Origin of the sequence: Mesorhizobium sp. (assembly GCF_024509055.1) — a bacterium.
Classification (GTDB): domain Bacteria; phylum Pseudomonadota; class Alphaproteobacteria; order Rhizobiales; family Rhizobiaceae; genus Mesorhizobium.
This window is the reverse complement of record NZ_JANINM010000208.1, coordinates 1-23590: the sequence shown is the minus strand read 5'-3', so window position 1 is coordinate 23590 and position 23590 is coordinate 1. Positions and strand designations below refer to the sequence as shown.

At 64.0% G+C, this 23590-nt stretch carries 24 protein-coding genes; 15 read left to right on the top strand and 9 right to left on the bottom strand.

The features are described from left to right. Nucleotides 1-120: 120 nt before the first annotated feature. From Q0L57_RS09705 to Q0L57_RS09690, 4 genes are all read left to right on the top strand, one after another. Nucleotides 121-2277, top strand: coding sequence for a transglycosylase domain-containing protein (locus Q0L57_RS09705; RefSeq protein ID WP_296741653.1), 2157 nt, complete (start codon nt 121-123; stop codon nt 2275-2277). A gap of 69 nt (nt 2278-2346) precedes the next feature. After that, a complete protein-coding gene (locus Q0L57_RS09700) occupies nt 2347-2931 on the top strand; it encodes a DUF1214 domain-containing protein (protein ID WP_296741651.1) in 585 nt (194 codons plus the stop codon). Continuing rightward, nucleotides 2924-3472, top strand: coding sequence for a DUF1254 domain-containing protein (locus Q0L57_RS09695; RefSeq protein ID WP_296741649.1), 549 nt, complete (start codon nt 2924-2926; stop codon nt 3470-3472). Before Q0L57_RS09700 ends, Q0L57_RS09695 begins: the two co-directional genes overlap by 8 nt. Before the next feature lie 390 nt (nt 3473-3862). Next, entirely contained in the window at nt 3863-4864 is a 1002-nt protein-coding gene (locus Q0L57_RS09690; protein ID WP_296741648.1) for a DUF2336 domain-containing protein, read from the top strand. A gap of 8 nt (nt 4865-4872) precedes the next feature. Here Q0L57_RS09690 and Q0L57_RS09685 read toward each other — a convergent pair whose 3' ends face one another. The 3 genes from Q0L57_RS09685 to Q0L57_RS09675 all read right to left on the bottom strand — a co-directional run bounded on the left by Q0L57_RS09685 (nt 4873) and on the right by Q0L57_RS09675 (nt 7784). Beyond that, nucleotides 4873-5220 carry a DUF1491 family protein gene (locus Q0L57_RS09685; protein WP_296741646.1) on the bottom strand — a complete coding sequence of 116 codons (348 nt, stop codon included), beginning with the start codon at nt 5218-5220 and terminating at the stop codon, nt 4873-4875. A gap of 73 nt (nt 5221-5293) precedes the next feature. Continuing rightward, entirely contained in the window at nt 5294-6067 is a 774-nt protein-coding gene (locus Q0L57_RS09680; protein WP_296741645.1) for a peptidoglycan-binding domain-containing protein, read from the bottom strand. Next, complete coding sequence (locus Q0L57_RS09675; protein WP_296741644.1) at nt 6042-7784, bottom strand: HAMP domain-containing sensor histidine kinase; 1743 nt, start codon at nt 7782-7784, stop codon at nt 6042-6044. The genes Q0L57_RS09680 and Q0L57_RS09675 overlap by 26 nt, the downstream gene beginning before the upstream one ends. Nucleotides 7785-8315: 531 nt before the next feature. Between Q0L57_RS09675 and Q0L57_RS09670 the strand changes: the two genes are divergently transcribed. Both Q0L57_RS09670 and Q0L57_RS09665 read left to right on the top strand, forming a co-directional pair. After that, on the top strand, nt 8316-8705 hold the full coding sequence (locus tag Q0L57_RS09670; RefSeq protein WP_296741643.1) for a DUF5330 domain-containing protein: 390 nt from the start codon (nt 8316-8318) through the stop codon (nt 8703-8705). 171 nt (nt 8706-8876) lie between these two features. After that, on the top strand, nt 8877-9305 hold the full coding sequence (locus Q0L57_RS09665) for a SufE family protein (RefSeq protein WP_296741642.1): 429 nt from the start codon (nt 8877-8879) through the stop codon (nt 9303-9305). A gap of 84 nt (nt 9306-9389) precedes the next feature. On the opposite strand, the gene Q0L57_RS09660 is transcribed toward Q0L57_RS09665, so the two are convergent. Continuing rightward, nucleotides 9390-9815 carry a MucR family transcriptional regulator gene (locus Q0L57_RS09660; RefSeq protein ID WP_296741681.1) on the bottom strand — a complete coding sequence of 142 codons (426 nt, stop codon included), beginning with the start codon at nt 9813-9815 and terminating at the stop codon, nt 9390-9392. Nucleotides 9816-10297: 482 nt separating this feature from the next. Between Q0L57_RS09660 and Q0L57_RS34235 the strand changes: the two genes are divergently transcribed. The 7 genes from Q0L57_RS34235 to Q0L57_RS09625 all read left to right on the top strand — a co-directional run bounded on the left by Q0L57_RS34235 (nt 10298) and on the right by Q0L57_RS09625 (nt 17204). Next, the gene (locus Q0L57_RS34235; RefSeq protein WP_366940886.1) at nt 10298-10471 is read left to right on the top strand and encodes a hypothetical protein; all 174 of its coding nucleotides are present in this window, start codon (nt 10298-10300) and stop codon (nt 10469-10471) included. A gap of 235 nt (nt 10472-10706) precedes the next feature. Further along, entirely contained in the window at nt 10707-12830 is a 2124-nt protein-coding gene (locus tag Q0L57_RS09650) for a S9 family peptidase (RefSeq protein ID WP_296741633.1), read from the top strand. Beyond that, complete coding sequence (locus Q0L57_RS09645; RefSeq protein WP_296741631.1) at nt 12827-13453, top strand: LysE family translocator; 627 nt, start codon at nt 12827-12829, stop codon at nt 13451-13453. The genes Q0L57_RS09650 and Q0L57_RS09645 overlap by 4 nt, the downstream gene beginning before the upstream one ends. Nucleotides 13454-13613: 160 nt before the next feature. Continuing rightward, nucleotides 13614-14003, top strand: coding sequence for an SET domain-containing protein-lysine N-methyltransferase (locus Q0L57_RS09640; protein ID WP_296741629.1), 390 nt, complete (start codon nt 13614-13616; stop codon nt 14001-14003). 97 nt (nt 14004-14100) lie between these two features. Next, the gene (locus Q0L57_RS09635; protein ID WP_296741628.1) at nt 14101-14976 is read left to right on the top strand and encodes a helix-turn-helix domain-containing protein; all 876 of its coding nucleotides are present in this window, start codon (nt 14101-14103) and stop codon (nt 14974-14976) included. 81 nt (nt 14977-15057) lie between these two features. Next, nucleotides 15058-15954, top strand: coding sequence for a PhzF family phenazine biosynthesis protein (locus tag Q0L57_RS09630; protein ID WP_296741619.1), 897 nt, complete (start codon nt 15058-15060; stop codon nt 15952-15954). A 62-nt stretch (nt 15955-16016) separates the two neighbouring features. Beyond that, entirely contained in the window at nt 16017-17204 is a 1188-nt protein-coding gene (locus tag Q0L57_RS09625) for a serine hydrolase (protein WP_296741616.1), read from the top strand. Here the strand turns inward: Q0L57_RS09625 and Q0L57_RS09620 are convergent, their stop codons facing one another. The 4 genes from Q0L57_RS09620 to Q0L57_RS09605 all read right to left on the bottom strand — a co-directional run bounded on the left by Q0L57_RS09620 (nt 17205) and on the right by Q0L57_RS09605 (nt 20448). Beyond that, nucleotides 17205-18152 (bottom strand): cytochrome c, encoded by a 948-nt coding sequence (locus tag Q0L57_RS09620; RefSeq protein WP_296741614.1) that lies wholly within the window; start codon nt 18150-18152, stop codon nt 17205-17207. It abuts the gene before it with no gap. A gap of 9 nt (nt 18153-18161) precedes the next feature. Then, entirely contained in the window at nt 18162-18599 is a 438-nt protein-coding gene (locus Q0L57_RS09615) for a cytochrome c (RefSeq protein WP_296741611.1), read from the bottom strand. A 160-nt stretch (nt 18600-18759) separates the two neighbouring features. Beyond that, entirely contained in the window at nt 18760-19362 is a 603-nt protein-coding gene (locus tag Q0L57_RS09610; protein WP_296741608.1) for a superoxide dismutase, read from the bottom strand. Nucleotides 19363-19569: 207 nt separating this feature from the next. Then, nucleotides 19570-20448, bottom strand: a complete 879-nt coding sequence (locus Q0L57_RS09605) for a branched-chain amino acid aminotransferase (RefSeq protein WP_296741605.1) — start codon at nt 20446-20448, stop codon at nt 19570-19572. 148 nt (nt 20449-20596) lie between these two features. Between Q0L57_RS09605 and Q0L57_RS09600 the strand changes: the two genes are divergently transcribed. After that, nucleotides 20597-21259 (top strand): haloacid dehalogenase type II, encoded by a 663-nt coding sequence (locus Q0L57_RS09600; protein ID WP_296741602.1) that lies wholly within the window; start codon nt 20597-20599, stop codon nt 21257-21259. Between the two features lie 172 nt (nt 21260-21431). Then, nucleotides 21432-22259 (top strand): L,D-transpeptidase, encoded by an 828-nt coding sequence (locus Q0L57_RS09595; RefSeq protein WP_296741599.1) that lies wholly within the window; start codon nt 21432-21434, stop codon nt 22257-22259. Nucleotides 22260-22310: 51 nt separating this feature from the next. Here Q0L57_RS09595 and Q0L57_RS09590 read toward each other — a convergent pair. Then, on the bottom strand, nt 22311-23590 hold a 1280-nt coding region (locus Q0L57_RS09590; RefSeq protein ID WP_296741597.1), incomplete at its 5' end, for an aspartate aminotransferase family protein.

Genomic DNA, 23590 nt, shown 5'->3' with positions numbered 1-23590 from the left:
GTGTGTGGCTTCGCTGCCCTTGTGAGCGGTGCTAAAATGGTCGATTAGTCGTGCAGGGGTGGCACGCGAAACTGTCCATGCAGTTTTCGGTCGAAAGTGCATTGGGGCGCAAGTCAGTAAATGGCAAGTCCATCGAAACCACGCAAGAGAAGAGGCCGGATCGCCTCAGCGGCTCTTGCCGTCGATGCCTGGCTCGACTCCTCGCTCTACGAGATCGGCTTCAAGGCCCGCGAATTCTGGGAAGCGGCCACCATCTTTTCACGCCGTTTCCGGCTGCATGGCTGGCGGCGCAGCATCATCGAAGTGCTGAGCGAAGGCTTCACCATGGGCGCCGGCGGCTTCGTGGTGCTGCTCGCACTCGCCATGCCGGCATTCCAGATCACAGCCGGCGACTGGCGCAACCAGGGTGACTTCGCCGTCACCTTCCTCGACCGCTACGGCAACGAGATCGGCCAGCGCGGCATCATCCAGCGCGATTCCGTGCCGGTCGACGAGATGCCCGACCATGTCATCAAGGCGGTGCTGGCCACCGAGGACCGGCGCTTCTTCGACCATTACGGCATCGACATACTGGGCCTGTCGCGTGCGATCTTCGAGAATGTGCGCGCCAATTCGGTGGTCCAGGGCGGTTCCAGCATCACCCAGCAGCTCGCCAAGAACCTTTTCCTGTCGAACGAGCGCACCTTCGAGCGCAAGATCAAGGAGGCCTTCCTGTCGCTGTGGCTGGAGGCCAATCTCTCCAAGAAGGAGATCCTGCAGCTCTATCTCGACCGCGCCTATATGGGCGGCGGCACGTTCGGCATCGAGGCGGCGGCGGATTTCTATTTCGGCAAGAGCGTCAAGGACCTGAACCTCGCCGAGGCGGCGATGCTTGCCGGCCTGTTCAAGGCGCCGACCAAATACGCCCCGCATATCAATTTGCCCGCTGCCCGCGCGCGCGCCAATGTGGTGCTGTCCAACCTCGTCGACGCCGGCTTCATGACCGAGGGCCAGGTGCTGCAGGCCCGCCTGCATCCGGCCGACGTCGTCGACCGCGGCGAGCAGAAGAGCCCCGACTACTTCCTCGACTGGGCCTTCGACGAGGTTAAGAAGATTGCTAAGACCGGCCAGCATTCGCTGGTCGCCCACACCACCTTCGACGCCAACATCCAGAAGGCGGCCGAAGAATCGGTCGAATTCCATCTCCGCCAGTTCGGCAAGGAGTACAACGTCTCCGAAGGCGCGGTGGTGGTGATCGAGACCAACGGCGCGGTGCGCGCGATCGTCGGCGGCCGCGACTACGGCGCCAGCCAGTTCAACCGCGCCACCAAGGCGCTGCGCCAGACCGGTTCTTCCTTCAAGCCCTATGTCTATGCGACCGCCATGGAACATGGCTTCACGCCGGACTCGGTGGTTTCGGGCGGCCCCGTCAGCTGGGGCAACTGGTCGCCCCACAACTACAGCGGCGGATCGGCAGGCAACGTGACGCTGCTGACGGCGATCGCCAAGTCCATCAACACCGTGCCGGTGCGGCTTGCCAAGGACCATCTCGGCATCGCGCCGATCAAGGCGATGGCCGAATCGATGGGCGTCGAATCGCCCTTGGAATCGCACAAGACCATGGTGCTCGGCACTTCGCTCATGACGGTGATGGACCAGGCGACGGGCTACAGCGTCTTTGCGCAGAACGGCTTCGTCGGCTCCAGGCACGGCATCACGCAGCTCGTCACTCGCACCGGCGAGGTGGTGTATGACTGGACCAAGGACGCGCCGCCGCCGCACCGCGTGCTGTCGGAAACGGCGCTGAAATACATGAATACGATGCTGGCGGCAGTGCCGGTGATCGGCACGGCGCGCCGCGCCCAACTGCCCAACATCGTGGTGGCCGGCAAGACTGGCACCACCCAGTCCTACCGCGACGCCTGGTTCGTCGGCTTCACCGGCAACTACACGGCCGCTGTCTGGCTCGGCAATGACGACTTCTCGCCGACCAACAAGATGACCGGCGGTTCGCTGCCCGCGATGGTCTGGCAGCGGCTGATGGTCTACGCGCACCAGAACATCGACCTGAAGCCGATCCCGGGTCTCGACCACCCCTTCGTCGACCCTCAGGTTGCGGCGAAGGCTGAAGAGGCCGCGAAGAAGGAGTCCGCCGATGCCACGGCGCAAGCCGAGGCCGAACGACCGCCGGTGCTCTCCGGCCGGACGACGCAGACGCTGAGGGACATGACCAAGGTGTTCCAGGCAGCCCCCGCACTCAACGCTCCCGCCCCTCCGGAGACGCTATCGGCGCTTTAAGGATAAGCCGGCTTGCCACGGCACCCCGCGCCGCGATATCCCGAGAAACCTCCTCTTACCCGGCTCTTCATGCTCAAGAACGCCATCCTGACGCTGCTTTCGCTTGCCATGGCCATCGGGCTGGGCGGCTACAGCGTCTGGTACGCTCTGAACGCCCAGGATGGCGTCGGCGCGATCCGCATCGGCCAATGGACCGCCTTCCCCGAAATCGGGACGCAAGCCGCCGACCCTTACTCGAAGGCGCGCGTGGCGCGTGAGGGCGTGCTGGCGCTCGGGCAGGCCGAGGGGCTCGCCTTCGTCGCCGAGCACGACGAGGCCGGCGAGCCATTGAAGCGGGAATGCGCCTACACGATCTCGGGTGGATATCCGACCGCCCGATTCTGGACACTCTATGCCGCCGACCAGTCGCTCGGCGTCATCGACACCGGAAAGGCAAGGCTCGCGGCGCTGCAATCCTACGACGTGCTGCGCCAGCCCGACAACACGGTCGTCATTTCCGTCGGCAACCGCCCCGCCCCCGGCAACTGGCTGCTCACCAGCGGCTCGGGCAAGATGTATTTCGTGCTCACCTTCTACGACACGCCGATCGCCTCGAGCACCGGGCTGTCCGACGTGACGCTGCCGCGCATCCTGAAGGCTGGCTGCAATGCGTAGGCTGCTGCACGCGCTCATCCTCGGCCTGCTCGGCGCCGGCATCGTGCACATCGTGGTGCTGTTCCTGGTGCCGGAGTTCTCCGAGCGGGACGCGTGGTCGCGGCTGGCGATGGCCTCCGACCTCTACAAGATGACGCGCCTCGACGCGGAGGCCGGCGGCGCGCCGGTGGTGAAGTCGGTGGATCCGCTGTTTTACGCAGCCGCCTGCCGCTTCGACCTATCCGACGGCATGGTGCGCATCAGAGCGCCCGGCGACGTGCCGTTCTGGTCGGTCTCGGTCTATGACCGCAGCGGCCACAACATCTATTCCTTCAACGACCACAATGCGAACGGTGACAAGCTCGACACCGTGGTGCTGACACCGGCGCAGATGATCGATGTGCGGCGCGATCTTCCCGAGGACCTGCAGGGCGCGATCTTCGTCGAGGCGCCGATCGAGGAAGGCATATTCGTCGTCCGCGCCTTCGTGCCCGACGAAAGCTGGAAGCCCATCGTGTCGCGCTTCCTCGAGCAGAGCGCCTGCGAGTTGCAGGACTACTAAGGATCTCGGCCGGTCAGTGGTGGGGAACCGGTGGTCGCGGCGAGCCCGGCTTGTCGGGGCCGCCCGGACGCGCCTCGCCGACCTGTGGCCGCGGCTCGTAGCGGACGCCGGGGAAAATGATGACCGCCGCCGCCGTGTTGGTGTCGTGATTTACCCGATTTACAGGTGCCGCTCTCGGCACAAATGACAGGACCATGCCCATGGTATGCGCATTCCTCTCGGTTTTCCCGGAGCACAACGCAACGCCTCCAAAGTTGATTAAGGCGGGCAGAGGGTTAACGGAGCGCTAACGGATCGTCGCTAATTTGATGTTTGTTCCCTGGAGACGCGAAACCGGCACAGCCGGATCGAGCGGGGCCAGGATTGTGTCGAGTATCGGGCGTATCCTCCGTGTCTTCTTCGGACTTCAGGCAAATCGCTATCAGGACCGAAGCGGGAAAAGCCGAAAGGCTGTTCCGCGCCGCGGTGTCGGCCTTCTGCTCGCTGACACGTCCATCGCGCCGTGAGATCGCCCAGCTCGAGGACCTGACGCTGCCCTTGTTCAACGACGTGTCCGTCGAATCCCGTCGCTATGTCGCGGCCGCGCTGTCCGAATGCGAATATGCGCCGGCCGCGCTGGTGCGGAGGCTCGCCGAAGAGCCGGTCGAGATCGCGGCGCCGCTGCTCACCCGCTCCAACGCGCTGAGCGACATCGACCTCATCGCGCTGATCGGCCGCCACGGACTGCCGCACGCCCGCGCGATCGCGCGGCGCAAGGAGCTCAACCCGACCATCGCCGACCTGATCCGCGCGCTGGAGAGGCCGACGCTGGTGAAAACCCGGCCGGCGGAGACGGTGACAAGGCTGGCGCCGGCGAAGCCGGAGTCCGTTGGTGAGACCGACGACAACCATCCCCTCCCGGGCGAAGGCGCCGAAAACGCCCGCCGCCGCCTCCGTTCGATGATGCGTCCTGCGGGCGAAGGCGTCGCCGTCAACACCTTCCTCGGCCAGTCCGCCTACGCGAAGCTGCGCGAGACCGCGCTGACCGGCAATGCCGCCTTCTTCCAGACTGCCCTTGCCGATGCGCTGCAGATCGATTTTTCAATCGCGCGTTCGGTGACCGAGCAATCGGGCTACGCGGCCTTGCTTGCGGCCCTGCGAGCCCTCGACCTCAGCGAGGACAGGGCTTTCCTGATCGCGGTCGCGGTCTATCCCGGCGAGTTCCCGCATCCGCAGGCGATCCGGCTGTTTCTCGATCGCTACCGGCTGCTGCACCGCGAAGCGGCGATTGACAAGGTGCGGGCCTGGAAAGCCGAAACGCTGTCGCGGGCCATACGTGGCAATGCGCCGGACGCCGAGCGCCGTGACGCGTCGAACAGCGACGAGGCGTCCGCCAGTCTCAAGGCCTCCTGAGACGAACCTTAATCGGCCTTCACCGACAGAAGCTCTTCGACCGGCACTGCCCCGGCCTCTATCTCGACCACCCAGATGTCGGGGTCGAACCTCTTTTCCTTTTCAAGGCGCGCGTCGAACGCCAAGCCGTCGTCGCTGGTATCGAGCAAGGTGAAGAAACGTTCGTCCGGCTTGGCGGAATCGTAGCTCGTCTGCGGCGCCGGCCCGTAGAGAGCCACCTCCCCCAGCCTGCCACGCGACAGCACGAAGACTGCGCCTGCCTCCGTCGCGCCGCGCTTGACCACCGCGGCAAAGCCGCCGGCGCCGAAGACGCGGCGGACAAGGGCCGACACCCAAAGATCGGTGGTCACGCGCATGGCAAGGCTCCGGATGGTGTGCCCGGCTGCTTACAGCATCGCCCGACGAACCGAAACGGATAAGGCCGCTCCGTCAGTTCGTCAGGCCGATCTCGCGCATCTTGACGTAGACGGCCTGGTCCGGCTCGCCCGTCTCGGGCAGTCCGAACAGCGCCTGGAATTCCTTGATCGCGGCCTTGGTGCGGGCTCCGACCTTGCCGTCGAGCTGCATGTCGTCATTACCGAAAGCCTTGAGGCCGGCCTGGATCTTGACGATGCGGGCGTCGGGGGCCGCGCCATTGGCCGGCGCTGAAACCGGGATCGGCACCGGCGCGGAGGCCGGGGCTGCCGCGGTGCTGTCGGGACGCGGCGCCGGATGCGGAATGGCCGAGGTGGTCTGCCTGGAGCCGAGCTGGTCGAGCAGCGCGTTGTCGATCTCGCCGGTCGCCGGCAGCCCGACCTTCGACTGATAGGCCTGGATTGCCTTGCGGGTCGCGGGACCGGTGACACCATCGACAGTGCCGGCGTAGAAATTCAGATCCTTCAGGATGCCTTGTACTTCCTGAACGATCGGATCCGGCTTGATGGCCGGGGCTTGGCGCACGATGTTGATAGTGGTCTCGGGCTCGTTGGAAACGTTGCGCGGGAAATTCTCGATGCTGCGGGTGGCGAAGAATGCGCCGGTGTGCGGAAAGGGCTGATACCAGAGCGCGTTGGCGGAAACGTAGAACAGCGTGACCAGGAAGGCGGTAGAGCCGCCGACCAGCACCGGATTGCGCGAAATCATCTCGCCGACGGCAACCGCGCCGTCGACAAGGACGCTGCGCTCGGGCTCGACCACCTTAGGCCGTTTTGCGGAGCGCGCCATTCCTCTCCCCATTTACATCCCCCTTCGGCTTCGCCGCAGGCATGGCCAGCACGCCGTCCGAGGGCGCGCCGGCGCGCCGCTTCGGCCCATTGACCGGCAGGCTGATCGTCACCGTGGTGCCTTCGCCCGGCGCGCTCTCGATGGACATCGTGCCTTCGTGGAGTTCCACGAGGCCCTTGACCAGCGACAGGCCGAGCCCGGTTCCCTCGAAACGGCGCGTATAGTCGTTCTGGATCTGCGTGAAGGGCTTGCCCAGATTGGCAAAATCTTCTTCGGCGATGCCGATGCCGGTGTCGCTGACCCAGAAATGCAGCCGCGAGCCGACGCGTTTGGCGCCGATCACCACGTCGCCGCCGTCGGGCGTGAACTTCACGGCGTTGGAAACAAGATTGATCAGGATCTGCTGTATGGCGCGGCGGTCGGCGTTGACCTCGCCCGTGTCCGGCGCGATCTGCGCGGCGATGCCGATGCACTTGGCCTCTGCCAGCGGCCGCATCATCGAGCGGCACATGTCGACCGCCTCGACGAAGCGGAACGGCTCCAGCTCGGTCGCATAGGCGCCCGCCTCGATGCGCGAGACATCGAGGATCGAGGTGACGACGGACAGGAGGTGCTGGCCGGAATCCCTGACCAGCCCGACATATTCCTTTTGGCGTGGGTCGCTGAAGGCGCCGAACATCTCATGCAGAAGCATGTCGGAGAAACCAATGATGGCGTTGAGCGGCGTGCGCAGCTCGTGGCTGACAACAGCCAGGAAGCGCCCCTTGGACACCTCAGAGGCCGAGGCCGTCTCCTTGGCAGTGGCGAGTTCCTCGCGCAGCGCGGCGACATCGTCGTTTTCGCGCAGCACCAGCGTGAAGATGTCCTGATCGCTTTCACCGCGCATCAGTTCGAGTCGGAAAGGCTGGAAATTGTCGGCCGTGCCGGCGCCATCGCGCGGCAGCCGGACACGGAGGTCGACCCTGCGCCGCGGCGCGCCGTCGCGCAGATCTGCGAGCGCGGAGAGATAGGCGACGCGGTCGGAAAGGTGGACGCGGTCGAACAGGCCGGTGCCGAACAGAAGCTCCGGCGCCAGTTTGAGAATCGAGCGCGCTTTGGCAGAAGCGTCCAGCACCTCGCCCTGGCGGCCGACGCGCAGCACCACGGCCTCGATGATCTCTTCCAGGCGATCGCCGGCGGGCTGCGCGGCCCGCGCGCTGGCCGGATCGGAAAATGAGGCCGCCCGAGGCAACAGCGTCAGGGCCCAGGCCGCCGGCAGCAACCAGTGCCAGGCGACGACGCCGGCATGGAAGGGAATGAATGCATCGGCAAAGGGCTGCACCAGAATGGCGGCAAGCGCTGCCAACGCCCCGGCAAACGCCGCGCGCCTGGAACCGGTGATCCACCACGCCTCGAACGGCAACGCCACTGCGAGCAACGCGACCGGCGAAGCCAGCCCGCCTGCCGCGGCGATGGCGCCGGCAAGCGCGAGGCCGCCAATCGCAACCGCGGCCCGGGCGGCAAATGCCATGTGGCCCGTGGCCGCAACCAGAAGAGCCGCGAACCAGCAAAGACCGAACGCAGCGAAGATCGCCGCCACAGTGACGGCCGCGCCAAGGCTCGAGGTGACCAAGGTTACCGCCGCGCCAGCGGCCAGGAAGGGAGCGGCCAGCATGACGCCGATGAAGCGGCGCTGGCGCAAGCGCTCACCCTCACCCGCGACAGTCGGATGAACCATGCGTTCACAGCCGGCGGCTATCGCGCCAGGCAATTGAACGTATCTGGCCGTCATCGAACTCAACGTACTCGTACCCGGTCGTGAACTGCCCCTGCTTTGCAGGTGACTCCTTAACTGGCTTGAAACTCGCATTCACCGTTTAAGGAAAGGATAAGGCTGACGGCGCCGCGCCCTGCCCCTGAGCAAATATTGTGACGCCGACCGCGCGTCGCATGCCGAGTTGGCGCCATGGTAAACGGTGCGTTAGCCGCAATGGGTGTGCCGAAATTGGCCAGAACCGAAGCCGGCTATCTGTTACGGATCGAAAAATCGTTCAAAAACAGAAAGATATATGGTTATCGTAGAGTTAATGCGATCGATGAGATTCGAGATAAATCGACAGCAAAACCAATCCTTTCGAATTTGTATAAAATTTGAGGAAAATCCGCGCTTTCCACGCAAGCCGTCCTTTGCGCGCCCGTGCCACTATCCCGCCCATAAAAGAGGTCATGCCGGCTGATGCATGATCCGTCGCGAACGAGAGGCATTGAGATGGGCTTTCTGATCAGGATGGCTTTCTGGTTTTCGCTGGTGCTGCTCGCCCTGCCGCTGGGCGTCGGACCGGACGAGAACGGGCACGAGAGCGTCGGACCGATCCAGGCGCTGTTCGCGGCGCGTGAAGCTGTCGGCGACATTGCCGGCATCTGCGAGCGCAAGCCCGATGTCTGCGAAACCGGCAAATCGGCCATGTACACCATTTCAGTCCGGGCCAAGGAAACCGCAAGGATCGCCGCCTCCATGCTGGACGACCAGCAGTCGCAACAGGCGGCTGCGCCCGGCACCAAGGTCGCGGATGCGCCGGCCTCGACCGGCAGCGTCGCCGAGGACATCGTGCTGCCCGCCAAGGTCAACATCCCGGTGATGCTGACCGCCAAGAACTGAGACCTTCCTCGGCCGTTTGCTCTCTCTTAGCTTGGCGCAATTCCGGGCGGAAAACCGCTAGGCACTTTTCCTGGAATTGCTCTACCGCCGCGGGCCCGTCCGACCTCTCAACGCCCGCGGCGTCTTTCTTTTTCCGTGACGCGGCCGCACCGTGTCACTATATCCGGGACTATGACGACCCCGATCCAGACGATCCGTGACGACTTTTCCCTGCTCGACGAGTGGGAAGACCGCTATCGCTACGTCATCGAGCTCGGCGAGGCCCTGCCGCCCTTTCCTGAGGCCGAGCGCACCGCGGCCAACAAGGTGCCGGGCTGCGTCAGCCAGGTGTGGCTGACGACGGAACAAGGACCGGGCGTCGATCCGGCCATCACCTTCCAGGGCGATTCGGACGCTCATATCGTGCGCGGGCTGGTCGCCATCATGCTGGCGTTGTTCTCGGGCCGGCCGGCCAGTGAGATCCAGGCGACCGATGCCGAAGCGACGCTCAAGGAGCTTGGCCTCGACGAGCACCTGTCGCCGCAACGAGCCAATGGCCTGCGCTCGATGGTCAAGCGCATCAAGCGGGACGCCGAGGCGGCGTTGAAGCAGACCGCCTGATTCGCGGCCAGGCTATAACCCTTCACCGAAAAGCAAAACGGCGCCCGGAGGGCGCCGTCGAATTGCCTGTTTGGCGTCGCGCCGTCAGCGGCCCTTGCGCTTGCGGCCAAGGCCCATCTTCTTGGCGAGCTGCGAACGGGCCGCCGCGTAATTGGGGGCGACCATCGGGTAGTTGGCATCCAGGCCCCACTTCTCGCGGTATTCTTCCGGCGTGAGATTATAGTGGGTCATCAGGTGGCGCTTCAGCGACTTGAACTTCTTGCCGTCCTCCAGGCACACGATGTAGTCATCGTGCACGGAACGCTTCGGGTTGACGGCCGGCTTCTGCTTCTCGGTCGAAGGCTGCTCCGTGCCGCCGCCGACACGGCCAAGGGCGGCATGCACATCGGCGATCAGATTCGGCAGTTCACCGACCGGCACCGGGTTGTTGCTGACATAAGCAGCGACGACATCGGCGGTCAGCTCGATCAGCGCGTCACTATTTCTTGAAGGTGTTTCGACGATATCCATTGTGCTCAGGCCCCAACGAGAGTTGATTCTTAACTGCGCCCTTTTTGTAGGATCGGGCATCGCGCGAATTTCATGCAGGAAACGCTCCACGATTCGCGTCGCATCATCTTAATGACGCTGAGCTGCAAGTAAGTCAATTCGCCGATTGACTATATTCGGTGATATTCATCAAATATTGCCGATTCAGCTTCAAAAAATCGTGCACTGTGTAACTTAGCGAGATTCTTCTGGCCGGACCAGCCAGCGCTGACGTCGCGTCAATGCGGATTTACACGCCCGGCGGCCTCCAGCACGCCTGTTGATGCTTGGCTAATGCTTGGCCGCCGACAGCGCCGGCATGATGAATCCTACAGTCCAGGGGTTGCAGGGCACGTTTCCTACACTGCCACAAGCATCGGGCTGGCCGCGGTCGATCTCTCAATACCGCGCGATATACTTGCCGCAGACCCAGCCGGTGACGAAGCGACGGTTCCTCGCCGGTCGTGCCAGATCCCGAACCGGCGGGAGCGAACCGCCTGGCGCTGTTTCCAGCGCGGCTGGCCGGCAATATCGTGCAGACCGACGCCGCCGGTGCAACGGCCCGTCATCTGAAGGACCGCGTCGTTCGGATAGGCGCCTGCCTGTGCGACGCGCTGAGGGATACTTACGCGCGTTGAGCGTATCGCCGAACGGCACGCACGCCACTTGCCATGCGGCGAACACGGTTGCATGAGACTGAGTGGAGAAGGCCGGGGCTGCCGAAACGACAGCAAGGGCCAAGGCGGCATTGACACAGGACTTCATCTTTTCCCTTTCGACTTATGCTTCCCTGGACTTCCTTCAAGCACGCCCTTGAACCCTCAATCGAGCGGCGTGTTCATTCACCATTCAAGCAATCCTTAGCGAGACGTAATGAGCAGATCTTCCGCTTTCCCGGACGCCAGCCCGCCGAAGCCAGAGAAACTTCCGGTCTCCGATACGCACCACGGCATCACGCGCACGGATGACTACGCCTGGATGCGGGCCGACAACTGGCAGGCCGTGTTCCGGGACCCTTCCCTGCTCGACAGCCGGATCCGCGCGCACCTCGAAGCGGAGAACGCCTACCAGGCCGCGCTGATGGCAGACACGGCCGAGCTGCGCGCCAAGCTCTTCGCCGAGATGAAGGGGCGCATCAAGGAGGACGACTCGACGGTGCCGATGAAGGACGGGCCCTATGCCTATGGCTCATCCTTCCGGCAAGGCGGCGAGCAGCCGCGCTATTTCCGCACGCCGCGCGACGGCGGCGCCGACGAGATCCTGCTCGACGGCGACGCGGAAGCGGAAGGGAAGCCCTATTTCCGCCTCGGCGGCGTCGACCATTCGGCCGACCACAGGAAGCTGCTCTGGGCCTTCGACGACAAGGGCTCGGAGTTCTTCACGCTGCGCGTGCGCGACATCGCAAGCGGCGGCGAACTCGCCGACCAGATCCCGGACACGGGCGGCGGCGGCGTGTGGACCGCCGGGGACGACGGGTTCTTCTACACCCGTCTCGACGACAACCACCGCCCCTCCAAGGTATTCTTCCATGCGCTCGGCGACAGCCCGGAGAACGACCGTCTGATCTACGAGGAGACCGATCCCGGCTTTTTCATGGATGTCGGCGGCACGCGCGCCAATGACTGGATCATGATCGGCATCAACGACCATGAGACTTCCGAGTATCGGTTGCTGCCCGCCGGCGAACCGTTCGCCGAACCGAAGCTGGTGGCGGTGCGCGAAACCGGCCTGCAATACGATCTCGAGGAAGGCGGCGACGTCTTCTTCATCCTGACCAACGCCGACGGCGCCAAGGACTTCAAGATCATGACGGCGCCAGTCGAAAACCCGGTGCGCGCCAACTGGACGGAACTGGTGCCGCATGAGCCCGGCCGGCTGATCCTGTCGGTACTCGGCTTCAGGCACTACATGGTCAGGCTGGAACGCAAGGACGGCCTGCCGCGCATCGTCGTGCGTGACCGCGATAGCGGTGAGGAGCACATCATCTCCTTCGACGAGGAGGCCTTCTCGCTCGGCCTTTCCGGCTCCTATGAATACGACACCGAGATGATGCGCTTCACCTATTCGTCGATGACGACGCCGGCGCAGATCTTCGACTACAACATGCGCAGCCGCGAGCGGGTGCTGCAGAAGACGCAGGAAGTACCCTCTGGCCATGATCCGGAGCACTATGTGACACGCCGGCTGATGGCTCCCGCCGCCGACGGCGAACTGGTGCCGATCTCGCTTCTGCACCATCGCGACACGCCGCTCGACGGCTCCGCGCCCTGCCTGCTTTACGGCTATGGCTCTTACGGCATCACAGTCCCGGCCGCCTTCAATACCAATTGCCTGTCGCTGGTCGACCGCGGCTTCGTCTACGCCATCGCGCATGTGCGCGGCGGCAAGGACAAGGGCTACGGCTGGTACGACGACGGCAAGCGGTCGAAGAAGATGAACACCTTCACCGATTTCATCGCTTGTGCGCGCCACCTCGTCGCCGAGCGCTACACGCGGCATGATCGCATCGTGGCGCAAGGCGGCTCGGCCGGCGGCATGCTGGTGGGCGCAATCGCCAACATGGCGCCCGAATGCTTCGGCGGCATCATCGCCGAGGTGCCGTTCGTCGACGTGCTGACGACGATGCTCGACGCCAGCCTGCCGCTGACGCCGCCGGAGTGGCCTGAATGGGGCAACCCGATCGCCTCCGCCGAGGATTACAATACGATCGCCGCCTATTCGCCTTACGACAATGTCGGCGCGCTGAAATATCCGCCGATCCTGGCGCTTGCCGGCCTCACCGATCCGCGCGTGACCTATTGGGAGCCGGCGAAATGGGTGGCGCGGCTGCGCGAGCGAAAAGCGGACGACAACCCTGTTCTCTTCAAGATCAACATGGATTCCGGCCATGCCGGCGCTTCGGGCCGCTTCTCGCGGCTAGAGGAGATCGCCTATACTTATTCATTCGCACTGAAAGTGACGGGCAAGGCGCGCTTCTCCGAGGAGACACTCCGATGATCGATTTGTCGACATTGATCGCCTACATCGCGATTGTGCTCGGCTTTGTCTTCATTCCGGGTCCAGCCACGCTGTTGACGATCGCTCGCGCAACGAGTTCGGGAACCAGGGTCGGGATCGCCACCGGCACAGGGATCGCGGCCGGCGACGTATTTCATACCGTCATGGCGATGATCGGCATCTCGGCCATAATCGCCACCTCGGCAACGCTGTTCAGCATCGTAAAGTACATCGGCGCGGCCTACCTCGTTTATCTCGGCATACGCGCGATCATCGAGAAAGCGCCGGCCAATCCGGCTGCTGGCGCGCCTGCGATCTCCCCCCGCAAGGCGTTTCGACAAGCGGTCCTCACCGAAGTGCTCAATCCCAAGACCACGCTTTTCTTCCTTGCCTTCCTGCCGCAATTCGTTCGCCCGCAAAACGGGTCCGTGATGCTCCAGTTCATGACATTCGGGGTAATCTTTGTCTTATTGGGTCTTTTCAGCACGATCGTCTTCGCGGTGAGCGCCGGTGGCCTCGGTAAATTTCTTCGCCGAAATCCATCGGTGGTGAAATGGCAGGGCAAGGTTGTCGGCGGCATCTATTGCGCCTTGGGCGTCCGTCTGGTCCTGCAGCAGCGCTGACGCCATCCACCGAACGGCGAGGCCTGCCGGCGACCCTCGTGGTCATGATTTTTTGAACTCCGCTTTGCTCATTTTCACTCGCAATTGCGGTAGTCGCGCGCTACCCAAAGCACGATTTTTCCGGTAGCCCCGACAGGCTACAATCGCACAAGGGTCAATCATGCTGCTCGTCGACGTCTATCTCGACAAATCGCCCATCCAGGGCATTGGCGTCTTCGCCAAGCACGGCATCCCTCGGGGTACGCTGATCTGGAAGCTGGACCCGCGGTTCGACCGGCGCATCCCGGTCGAGACCTATGAGGGCGAAACCGGCCCGGTGAAATCCTATCTCGACCGCTATTCCTACCCGGACCGGCGCGATCCGAACTTCATCGTCTTCGAGGCGGACGACGCGCGCTACATGAACCACGCCGACGATCCGAACTGCGACGTGTCCTCGCCCGAGGAAGCCTTCGCGCTGCGCGACATCGCTCCGGGCGAGGAAATGACCTGCAACTACAATCATTTCTTCGAGAACGGCTTCGATTTCCTCGGCGACCGCCACCCATAAGGCGTAAACCGGTGCGCGCCAGGGATCGAGCCCCTGGCCGATTGTCCGGATACCTCTGCCGCTGCTAATCTGGCGGGCGATCAATTCGGGCCCAGGAATGCTGAGGTCATTCGAGCAACTGCGCGACACGGCAAGGGCCGACCTGCTGATCTCGGCCGACGAGGAGCATGCGGCCGTGGCCGGCAGCGGCGCCTACGCCATGCCGTGGCACTGGCATGATTGCCTGATGTTCATCCTGCCGAGCCAGGGCACCGTCGAGCTCAAGCACGAAGACCGGCGTGAGGGCGCGTGGCTGTCGCAGGACCGGTTCGCCGTGGTGCCGCCGAACCGGGCGCATGAGACACGGGCGGCGATCGGCGCCCATCGGCACGTCGCGCTCTACGTCACCGGCGCAATTCTTCGCCGCCTCGACCGGGAAGCAGGCTCGCTAAGCGAATTCCACCGCCGCACGCGCACCACGACCCTGGTCCGCCGTAGCGCCACCGTGCGGGCGCTGCAGGCGCTGTCGCTTCGCAACGGGCGCGGCGCCTATGGCAATTCCGGGGTCAAGCACTCCCTGACATCCGCGCTGCTCATACAGTGCATTGCCGAGGTGATGGCCGGAGAGGCCATGAGTGGCGCCACGCAACGCGAGCACGGCATGGCGCTGGTCGAGGACCTCAAGGAATATCTGACGCAGCACGCCGACGAGCAAATTCCGCTCGACGCGCTGGCGGACCGCTTCGGCATTTCCAGACGCCACATCACGCGCCTGTTCCGTGAAGGCACCGGTTTTTCGGTAGGCGAGTTCCAGCTGCGCATCCGCCTGCAGACGGCGCGCGAGCTCCTTGGCGGAACCGACCTGCCGGTCGGCGAGATCGCTTTCCGGGTCGGGTTCGAGAGCGGCGCCGCACTCGCCCATGCGATGCGGCGTTCGGATGGGCGCTCGCCTTCGGATATCCGCAGGCTGTTGGCCCAGTCGAGCAAAATCTAAGGCCCGTTCGAACGCGCGGCAGGACCGCCGCCCCGGTAGGCTTAGTGCAGTGAAATCCTGCGCGATGGCCATAGGGTAAGAATGGGTTCCGACGTCCAACTTGTCAGTGTGTTCGCGGCCGGCCCCCATGGCGGCAATCCGGCGCCGATCGTGGCCGATGCAGCCGGTATGTCGGATGCCGACATGCAGCAGGTCGCTCGCTCCTTCGGCCTCGAGAGCGGTTTCGTCCTTCCGCCGCCGCCGGCTTCGGATTGCGATTTCGAGTTCCGTTTCTGGGTTCCCAATCACGAAATGTCGATGTGCGGGCATGCAACGGTCGGCGCATTGTGGCTGCTCGACCGGCTGGGCAAACTGCCTGGCGACGAACTGGCAATCTGGACTAAGAGCGGCCGCGTCGAAGCCAGGATCCGCGAGCGGACCGAAAACGGCGCGGCCGTCGAGATTTCGCAGCCAGCGGGCCGCGTCGAAGCGCTGCCCGACGTCGACCGTGACCGGGCAGACATCATCGATATCCTCGGCATCCAGCCCGACGACCTCGCATCGCAACCGATCCGGAACGCGGCGACCAGCCGGGTCAAGACGCTCGTCCCGCTGAAGAGCGTGGCGATCCTCGACAGCCTCAACCCGGACTTCACGAGGATCGAGGACCTGTGCGAGCGCATCGGCTCCACCGGCCTCTATCCTTATGCGGTCTTCGACAAGGACGCGCGGATCGTCGACGCGCGCCAGTTCCCGAAATCGTCCGGCTATCCCGAAGACGCGGCCACCGGGATTGCCGCATCGGCGCTGTCGTTCGGCCTGCTCGCGGACGGGATGGTGGAGGCGTCGGAGCGACGGATCACCATCCGCCAGGGACGCGCCATGCAGCGCCCCTCGGAAATACTGGTTCGCTTCCGTCTCGAGGACGGACGTCCCAGCGGCTGCTGGCTGGGCGGCGCTGTGCGGCTGGAGGAAGACAGCGTGACCTCGTCCATGTGAGACAGCTTCGGCGAATGTTTTCGCGAGTCTTTGCCGCACGCCGACCGAGGGATTACCCATTCATGACTAAGCAATCGGCCTTCAAGACGACCTATGGTTTCGAGCGCGAAGAGGTGCGGCTCGGCAATTGGCGTGCCGCGCCCTGGAATGTCTGGGCCTTCCGCAACGTCTGCGAGCTCGCGCCGACAGCTCGAATCGCGGCAACAGCGGGGCTGTCGGAGGAACCGGCCGCCGACGCCGAAGGCCTGCTTCGGGAGACATTTCTGCTCGGCGATCGCCGTATCACGGTCGCCGAGGCCCTGCGTGAAACCTTCACCGACGCCATGGTCGTCATGAAATCCGGCCGCATCGTCGCCGACTTCCATGCGCCGAATTTCACTTTGCAGAGCCGGCACATCCTGTTCTCGGTCAGCAAGTCGATCACCTCGATCGTCGCCGGCATTTTGCGCGACGACGGCGTGCTCGATTTCGACGAGCTGGTGCCGCACTATGTTCCTGAACTTAAATCCTCGGCCTATGGCGACGCGCGGGTGCGCGATGTGCTCGACATGAGGGTGAGCCTTGATTTCGAGGAAGTCTATCATGACCCGCACGGCTCCCATGCCCGCTATCGGCGCGCCGGGCTGCTGGACCCGTCCGGCCCCAACGACCAGATCGAAACCGTCATCGAGTTCATTGCCGGATTGAAGAAGGGCAAGGGCGAGCACGGCGGCGCCTACCACTACGCTTCGCCCAACTCCGATGTGCTCGGCCTGATCATCCGTGGCGCCTCAGGGCAGCGCTTCGCGGACCTCGCTTCGGAGCGCCTTTTCCAGCCGCTCGGCGCCAGGCAGGATGCCTATGTCACCGTCGACAGGGCCGGCACGCCGCGCACGGGCGGTGGCATCAACATGACGCCGCGCGATCTTGCCCGCCTCGGCGAAATGATGCGGCAGGGCGGCGTGGCCAACGGCCGTCGGATTGTCTCGCAAGAATGGGTCGACGACACCGTCACCGGTGGATCGCGCGAGGCCTGGGCGCAAAGCACCTCCGTGTCATGGCTGCCGCATGGCCGCTATCACAACAAATGGTACCAGACCGGCACCGGCAACGGCGCCTTCTTCGCGCTCGGCATTCATGGCCAGTGGCTCTATGTCGATCCCCGTGCCGAGATGGTCATCGCCAAGGTCTCGTCGCAGCCAGCGGCCATTATCGACAACGCCAAGGATTTCAACCTCGCGCTGTTCGACGCGCTGGCGAACATCGTCTGATCAGCTCGCCGGCTTGCGCGCCGGGTAGCCATTGGGATGCGCCGGGATCGCCTTGAGATAGGCCGCGATCGCGGCGCGGTCGTCTGCGGTCAGTTGCGCCATGTTTCGCTGGACATCGACCATCGAGCCGCCGACGGAATCGAAATCGGGCGTGAAGCCGGTTTCGAGATAGTTGGCGATGTCGGCCTCCGACCAGCTCTTGATACCGCTCCCGCCTGGGGTGATATTGGGCACGATGCCTGAGCCTTCGGCGGCGATTGCGCCCGCCAACCACTCGGCTTTCTTCACGCCGCCGGCGAAGTCGCGAGGCGTATGACATTCGCCGCAATGGCCCGGACCCTCGACCAGATAGCGGCCGGTCAGCACCTTGTCCGGAGAGCCGTCCGCCAGCGCGACGACCGGTTCAGGGCTGAGATAGAGCCGCTTCCAAAGACCGATGCCGCGCCGGATGTTGAAGGGAAAGCTGAGCTTGTGATCCGGCGCCTTGCCGGCGACGGCCGGCAGTGTCTTCATGAAGGCGTAGAGGTCGGCGGTGTCGGCCAGCTTCATGCGCGCGTAGGACGCGTAGGGAAAGGCCGGATAGAGATGCTCGCCGGAGGGCGAAACGCCCTTCAGCATGGCGTTGGCGAAATCTTCCTCGCTCCACGCGCCGATCCCGTCTTGCCGGTCTTGCGAGATGTTGGGCGGCACGAAGGTGCCGAAGGGGGTTTTCAGTTCCAGCCCGCCGGCCAGCTCTAGGCGGGCATCGCCTTGGGCGCCGGGCCTGGCGTGGCAGGACGTGCAGCCGCCGGCATAGAAGATGCGTTTGCCCTTTGCGGCGTCGCCGGGGCCAAGCTGAGAGAGGGTCTCCCCGTCAAGCCGGGCCGGCGCCGACAGGACCCAGCCGGCGACCGCGCCGACGCCACCAAGCACGATGACGGCGCCGACGAGCTTCTTCAGCCAGCCCATGTCAGGCGATCAGCCCTTCTTGACCCTGTAGCTCTGGTGGCAGGCGCCGCAATCGCCGCCAAGCGTGTTGAGCTGTGTCTTTAAGCCGTCGACATCGCCAGGCGGCGACGCGACCGCGGCCTTGGTGTTCGCCAGGAACTTGTCCTCGGCGGCCTTGAAGCCGGACATGTCTTCCCAGATCTTGGGCGCCGCGGTGGTGTCGCCCTGGTCGCTGCCGGCAGGAAAGAGCTTCTGGACGTCGAACTTCTCGGCATTGGCCTGCATAGCCTGCAGGGTCTTCAGCACGGCTGCGGCGTCGAAATCTTCCTCGCCCTTCACCACCTTGGACAATTGCCCGGCAAGCTTGCCGCGCTCCTTCATCAGGTCCTGACGGTCCTTGACCGGATCAGCGAAAGCGGCCGAACCGGCAAATGCGAGAATGGAGATGGCGAGGACGAGCTTTCTCATTCAATGGCTCCGTAGTGAATAAAGTTCGCGACCAGATGTTAACGGAGCCAGCGGCACAAATATTCCCCCGGCGCCGTCACAATTTACCGGTCGCGATCAATCTCCTGTGTTGGCGGATAAAGAAAAGCCCCGGCATGCCGGGGCTTTTCTTCCAAGGGAGTCAGCCTTTGGCTTTCTCATACATTTCCAGGACATAGTCCCAGTTGATGAGGCTGTCGACGAAGGCCTCGAGATATTTCGGCCGCGCGTTGCGGTAGTCGATGTAATAGGAGTGCTCCCACACGTCGACGCCGAGGATCGGCGAACCGCCGTGGACCAGCGGGTTCTCGCCGTTCGGGGTCTTCGAGATCGCGAGCTTGCCATCCTTGACCGAGAGCCAGGCCCAGCCGGAACCGAACTGAGTGGTGCCGGCGGCGATGAAGTCAGCCTTGAACTTGTCGTAGCCACCGAGATCGCTGTCGACGGCCTTCTGCAGCGCGCCTGGCAGCTTGTTGCCGCCGCCGCCCTTCTTCATCCACTTCCAGAAATGGATGTGGTTGTAGTGCTGGGCGGCATTGTTGAAGAGCCCGGCATTCTTGCCGAAGGACTGCTTCACGACCTCTTCGACCGACAGGTCACCCATTCCGGCCTCGGCGGCCAGCTTGTTGCCGTTGTCGACATAGGCCTTGTGGTGCTTGTCGTGGTGGTACTCCAGCGTCTCCTTCGACATGTAAGGCTGAAGGGCCTCGTAGTCGTAAGGCAAAGCGGGCAACTCAAAAGCCATGGAAGATACTCCCTCGTGGAAAAAATCCGGGTGAAACTACCCGAATTAGATAGGTCTGGAATGGGCTGGGGCAACTCCGGAATGAAGCGCCAGCCGCCTTTTTAGGCAATTCCAGGAAAAGTGTGAAACGGTTTTCCATCCGGAATTGCCTAAAGATAACGAGGCGGGCGGCTCACCGTTTCCCTGAACGGCAAAACGCGCCAACGGTCAGGCGCCGGACGTCGAATGTGCCCAGTCCCAATAGAGCTCGCGCGCCTTCTTGGCCACCGGTCCGGGCTGCAGGTCGCGGTCCTCAATGCGGGTAATCGGCACAACCTTCGAATGGTTGCCGGTCGAAAATATCTCGTCCGCCTCCAGGAAGTCGCGGACCGACAGCGTCTTTTCCGTGGTCCTGAAACCGTAGTCGCCAAGCAGGTTGATGGTGCGCGAACGGGTGATGCCGGAGAGGAAGGTGCCATTCGCCGCCGGCGTCATGACATGGCCGTCCTTGACCAGGAAGATGTTGGAGGAGCCGGTTTCGGCAACGTTGCCCAGCATGTCCAGCACCAGAGCATTGTCGAAACCGCGCATCTTGGCTTCGAGGATGGCACGGCCATTGTTGGGATAGAGGCAGCCGGCCTTGGCGTTGGTCGGCATGGTCTCGAGCGTAGGCCGCCGGAACGGCGAGACGCTGATCGAGAAGCCGGAGGGCGCGATCATCGGCGATTCGTAGAGGCAGAGGCAGAAGCGCGTGGAGGCCGGATCGGCGGGCACGCCCATGTAACCGCCGTGCTCGGCCCAATACATCGGCCTGATATAGACGGCGGTGTTGCCATCGAACTTCTTCAAACCGTCCCAGGTCAGCCCGACGATCTGCTCCGCCGTCATCGACGGCTTGAGGCCAAGCGCAATGGCGGAAGCGTTGACGCGCGCGGCATGCAGATTGAGATCCGGCGCCACGCCCTCGAACCAGCGGGCCCCGTCGAAGACGCTGGTGCCCAGCCACATGGCGTGGCTGCGCGGTCCGAGAATGGCGACATTGCCTTCGTACCAGTCGCCGTCCACATAGGTCCAAGTCGCGGTTAGCGCCGCCGCCGCCAGTGTCATGTTTGCCGTCCAATGGATGATCGAGGGGCGTCATAGGACGATGCTCGACCGCCGGCGTCAACCGACATCCGGGAAAATCATTGAGGCCAGGGCCACTTGGCGCAATCAGCGCTTGCGCGCCGCGCCGGCCGGTCGCAAAACTCTTGCCATGCATCATGCGGCCTATGTCTTCGACGCCTATGGCACGTTGTTCGACGTGCACGCCGCCGTGCGCCGCCATGCCGGCGAGATCGGGCCGGATGGCCAATTGCTGTCCGACATATGGCGGGCCAAGCAGCTCGAATATTCCTGGGTCCGGACGCTGATGGGCTCCTATGCCGATTTCTGGCAGTTGACCGAGCAGGCGCTGGATTTCGCGCTGCGCAAGGTGCCTTCGGTCGACCGGGGCCTGAGGACCAGGCTGCTCGAAGCCTATTGGCGGCTCGACTGCTATCCGGAAGTGCCGGCGGTGCTGAAGGCGTTGAAGGCGTCGGGGGCGAAGCTCGCGATCCTGTCCAACGGCTCGCCGGAAATGCTGCAGGCTGCGGTAAAATCGGCGGCGCTCGACCAGATCCTCGACGACGTCTTTTCGGTCGATCAGGTCAAGCGCTTCAAGACCGACCCGTCTGTGTACGACATGGTGGTCACGGGCTGGCGGCTCTATCCTGGCGCGGTGTCGTTCCAGTCCTCGAACCGCTGGGATATCGCGGGCGCCGCAAAGTTCGGCTTCCGCACCGTGTGGATCAACCGGGCCAACCAGCCTGACGAATATCGGGATTTCCCGCCGGGGCTGATCCTGCCCTCGCTCGAAGGCCTTTTGGCAGGCGCCTGAGGAAGCTGTTGCCGCAGTGCAACATGTGTGGCGTCATCACAGCTTCGCCTTTTTCTGTCCACCCTCAGGCCAGAATTGGAACCGCCTATCGCGGCCGACTGTTATTGGAGCTGCCGGCGGCAAGCCCGCGGATTCATGCTTTCTTGCGGATTAAGACCTAGAAAAGGCAACCATGTCAGACGCTTCCTTTCGCATCAGCCGCCGTGGCTTCCTCAATCTGACTGCGCTCGGCGCTGCTTCGGCCGCGGTTTCCGCTTGCACCACCACGAGCGATCAAGGCCCCGCCCCCGTCCAGACGCCGCCGCCTCAGGCCTATGTCGAGCCGCCGCTCGGCGACTATGAGACGATGTATGGGGCGATGTCGGACAATGGCTTCGACCTTCCGGCGATTCCGGTGAAGAAGATCGATCATCAGTTCCTGCGCCAGATCGTTCCCGATCCGACCGGACGGCGGCCCGGCACCATCGTCGTCGATACCACCAACCATTTCCTCTATCTGGTGCGCGAAGGCGGCCAGGCGATCCGCTACGGCGTCGGCCTCGGCCGCGCCGGTTTCGAGTGGCAGGGCGACGCCGTGGTGCAGTGGAAGCAGAAGTGGCCGAAATGGACGCCACCGGACGAGATGGTCGCGCGCCAGCCGGAACTTACGCAATACAGCGCCAAGAATGGCGGCATGCCGGGCGGCCTGAAGAACCCGCTCGGCGCGCGCGCGCTTTATCTGTTCCAGGGCAACCAGGACACGCTCTACCGCCTGCACGGCTCGCCCGAATGGTGGTCGATCGGCAAGTCGGTCTCGTCAGGCTGCGTGCGCCTGATCAACCAGGACATCATCGACCTCTACGACCGCGTGCCGAACAAGACACCGGTGGTGGTGACAGCCGATGTCGGCGCCCCCGACGTCGTGGAACCGAACCACCAGGCCATCCCGATCGACAATGGCACACCGACCGGTTCGGTCCTGCTCGGCCCGGTGAAGCCTCTGAACGACGCGATCCTCTGAAACTGTCTGCCTCGCCCCAGCGACTGCAGTCGCCTCCGATGCTGTCGCGAGCTATGTCCGCAACGCTTCTCCGATAGCATCGTCGAGGCGTTCGACGATCGCGTCGATCGCGGCGGGATCACAAATGAATGGTGGGGCCAGAAGCACATGGTCGCCACTGGCGCCGTCGATCGTGCCGCCCATGGGGTAAACGAGAAGACCGTTCGCCATAGCGGCCTTCTTGATGCGCGCATGCAGCTTTCGTTTGGGATCGAAGGGCTGCTTGGTCGAACGATCCTCCACCAGCTCGACGCCCATGAACAGGCCGCGCCCGCGCACGTCGCCAACATTGGGGTGATTGCCGAAGCGTTCGCCGAGCCGGCGCGCCAGATGCGCACCCATGGCTTTGACGTTATCAAGCAACTTGTCGCGAGCGATGACTTCCTGCACGGCGAGCGCGGCCGCGCAGGCCATCGGGTGGCAGATGTAGGTGTGACCATGCTGGAAGAGACCGGAGCCGTTTGAGAAGGCGTCGAATATCTTCCGGCTGAGCAATACCGCGCCAATCGGCTGATAGCCGCCGCCCAGCCCCTTGGCGATCGTCGTCAGATCGGGGGCAACACCGTCCTGCTCGCAGGCATGCAGCGTTCCGGTGCGGCCCATGCCGCACATCACCTCGTCGAGGATCAGGAGCACGCCATGGCGGTCGCAGATTTGGCGGATGCGATGCAGGTAGTCCGCTACGGGCGGGACCGCGCCGGCCGTCGCGCCGACGACTGTCTCGGCGACGAAGGCCATGACCGTTTCCGGCCCGAGCTCGATGATCTTGTCTTCGAGCGCCTGCGCCGCGCGCGCCGCATAGTCCTGATCCGTCTCGCCGGCCTCCTGGAAGCGGTAGGCAAAGCATGGGTCGATGTGATGCGTTTCGATGAGCAGCGGCCGGAACTGCGCGCGCCGCCATTCGTTGCCGCCGGCCGCGAGCGCACCGAGCGTGTTGCCATGGTAGCTCTGCTTGCGCGCGATGATGTTACGGCGCTGCGGCTGGCCGATCTCGACGAAATACTGCCGCGCCATCTTCAGCGCCGCCTCGACCGCTTCCGAACCGCCCGATACGAAATAGCAGTGACTGATGCCGGCCGGCGCATCGGCGACGAGCTGGTCGGCCAAGGCTTCGGCGACATCGCTGGTGAAGAAGCTGGTGTGGGCATAGGCAAGCGTGTCGGCCTGCCGATGCATGGCGGCGATGACGTCGGGATGGCCATGACCGAGACAGGAAACGGCGGCGCCGCCGGAGGCATCGATATAGGCGCGCCCGTTGCTGTCGAAGAGCTCGATGCCCTTGCCGCCGCTGG

Excerpts from the sequence above, each read along its gene's own strand:
- Q0L57_RS09620 (WP_296741614.1), bottom strand. The coding sequence starts at position 18,152 with ATGGGCTGGCTGAAGAAGCTCGTCGGCGCCGTCATCGTGCTTGGTGGC.
- Q0L57_RS09660 (WP_296741681.1), bottom strand. The coding sequence starts at position 9,815 with ATGGATATCGTCGAAACACCTTCAAGAAATAGTGACGCGCTGATCGAG.
- Q0L57_RS09685 (WP_296741646.1), bottom strand. The coding sequence starts at position 5,220 with ATGCGCGTGACCACCGATCTTTGGGTGTCGGCCCTTGTCCGCCGCGTC.
- Q0L57_RS09645 (WP_296741631.1), top strand. The coding sequence starts at position 12,827 with ATGATCGATTTGTCGACATTGATCGCCTACATCGCGATTGTGCTCGGC.
- Q0L57_RS09700 (WP_296741651.1), top strand. The coding sequence starts at position 2,347 with ATGCTCAAGAACGCCATCCTGACGCTGCTTTCGCTTGCCATGGCCATC.
- Q0L57_RS09665 (WP_296741642.1), top strand. The coding sequence starts at position 8,877 with ATGACGACCCCGATCCAGACGATCCGTGACGACTTTTCCCTGCTCGAC.
- Q0L57_RS09630 (WP_296741619.1), top strand. The coding sequence starts at position 15,058 with ATGGGTTCCGACGTCCAACTTGTCAGTGTGTTCGCGGCCGGCCCCCAT.
- Q0L57_RS09615 (WP_296741611.1), bottom strand. The coding sequence starts at position 18,599 with ATGAGAAAGCTCGTCCTCGCCATCTCCATTCTCGCATTTGCCGGTTCG.
- Q0L57_RS09650 (WP_296741633.1), top strand. The coding sequence starts at position 10,707 with ATGAGCAGATCTTCCGCTTTCCCGGACGCCAGCCCGCCGAAGCCAGAG.
- Q0L57_RS09625 (WP_296741616.1), top strand. The coding sequence starts at position 16,017 with ATGACTAAGCAATCGGCCTTCAAGACGACCTATGGTTTCGAGCGCGAA.
- Q0L57_RS09695 (WP_296741649.1), top strand. The coding sequence starts at position 2,924 with ATGCGTAGGCTGCTGCACGCGCTCATCCTCGGCCTGCTCGGCGCCGGC.
- Q0L57_RS09605 (WP_296741605.1), bottom strand. The coding sequence starts at position 20,448 with ATGACACTGGCGGCGGCGGCGCTAACCGCGACTTGGACCTATGTGGAC.
- Q0L57_RS09600 (WP_296741602.1), top strand. The coding sequence starts at position 20,597 with ATGCATCATGCGGCCTATGTCTTCGACGCCTATGGCACGTTGTTCGAC.
- Q0L57_RS09675 (WP_296741644.1), bottom strand. The coding sequence starts at position 7,784 with ATGGTTCATCCGACTGTCGCGGGTGAGGGTGAGCGCTTGCGCCAGCGC.
- Q0L57_RS09680 (WP_296741645.1), bottom strand. The coding sequence starts at position 6,067 with ATGGCGCGCTCCGCAAAACGGCCTAAGGTGGTCGAGCCCGAGCGCAGC.
- Q0L57_RS09635 (WP_296741628.1), top strand. The coding sequence starts at position 14,101 with ATGCTGAGGTCATTCGAGCAACTGCGCGACACGGCAAGGGCCGACCTG.
- Q0L57_RS09610 (WP_296741608.1), bottom strand. The coding sequence starts at position 19,362 with ATGGCTTTTGAGTTGCCCGCTTTGCCTTACGACTACGAGGCCCTTCAG.
- Q0L57_RS09640 (WP_296741629.1), top strand. The coding sequence starts at position 13,614 with ATGCTGCTCGTCGACGTCTATCTCGACAAATCGCCCATCCAGGGCATT.
- Q0L57_RS09705 (WP_296741653.1), top strand. The coding sequence starts at position 121 with ATGGCAAGTCCATCGAAACCACGCAAGAGAAGAGGCCGGATCGCCTCA.
- Q0L57_RS09595 (WP_296741599.1), top strand. The coding sequence starts at position 21,432 with ATGTCAGACGCTTCCTTTCGCATCAGCCGCCGTGGCTTCCTCAATCTG.
- Q0L57_RS09670 (WP_296741643.1), top strand. The coding sequence starts at position 8,316 with ATGGGCTTTCTGATCAGGATGGCTTTCTGGTTTTCGCTGGTGCTGCTC.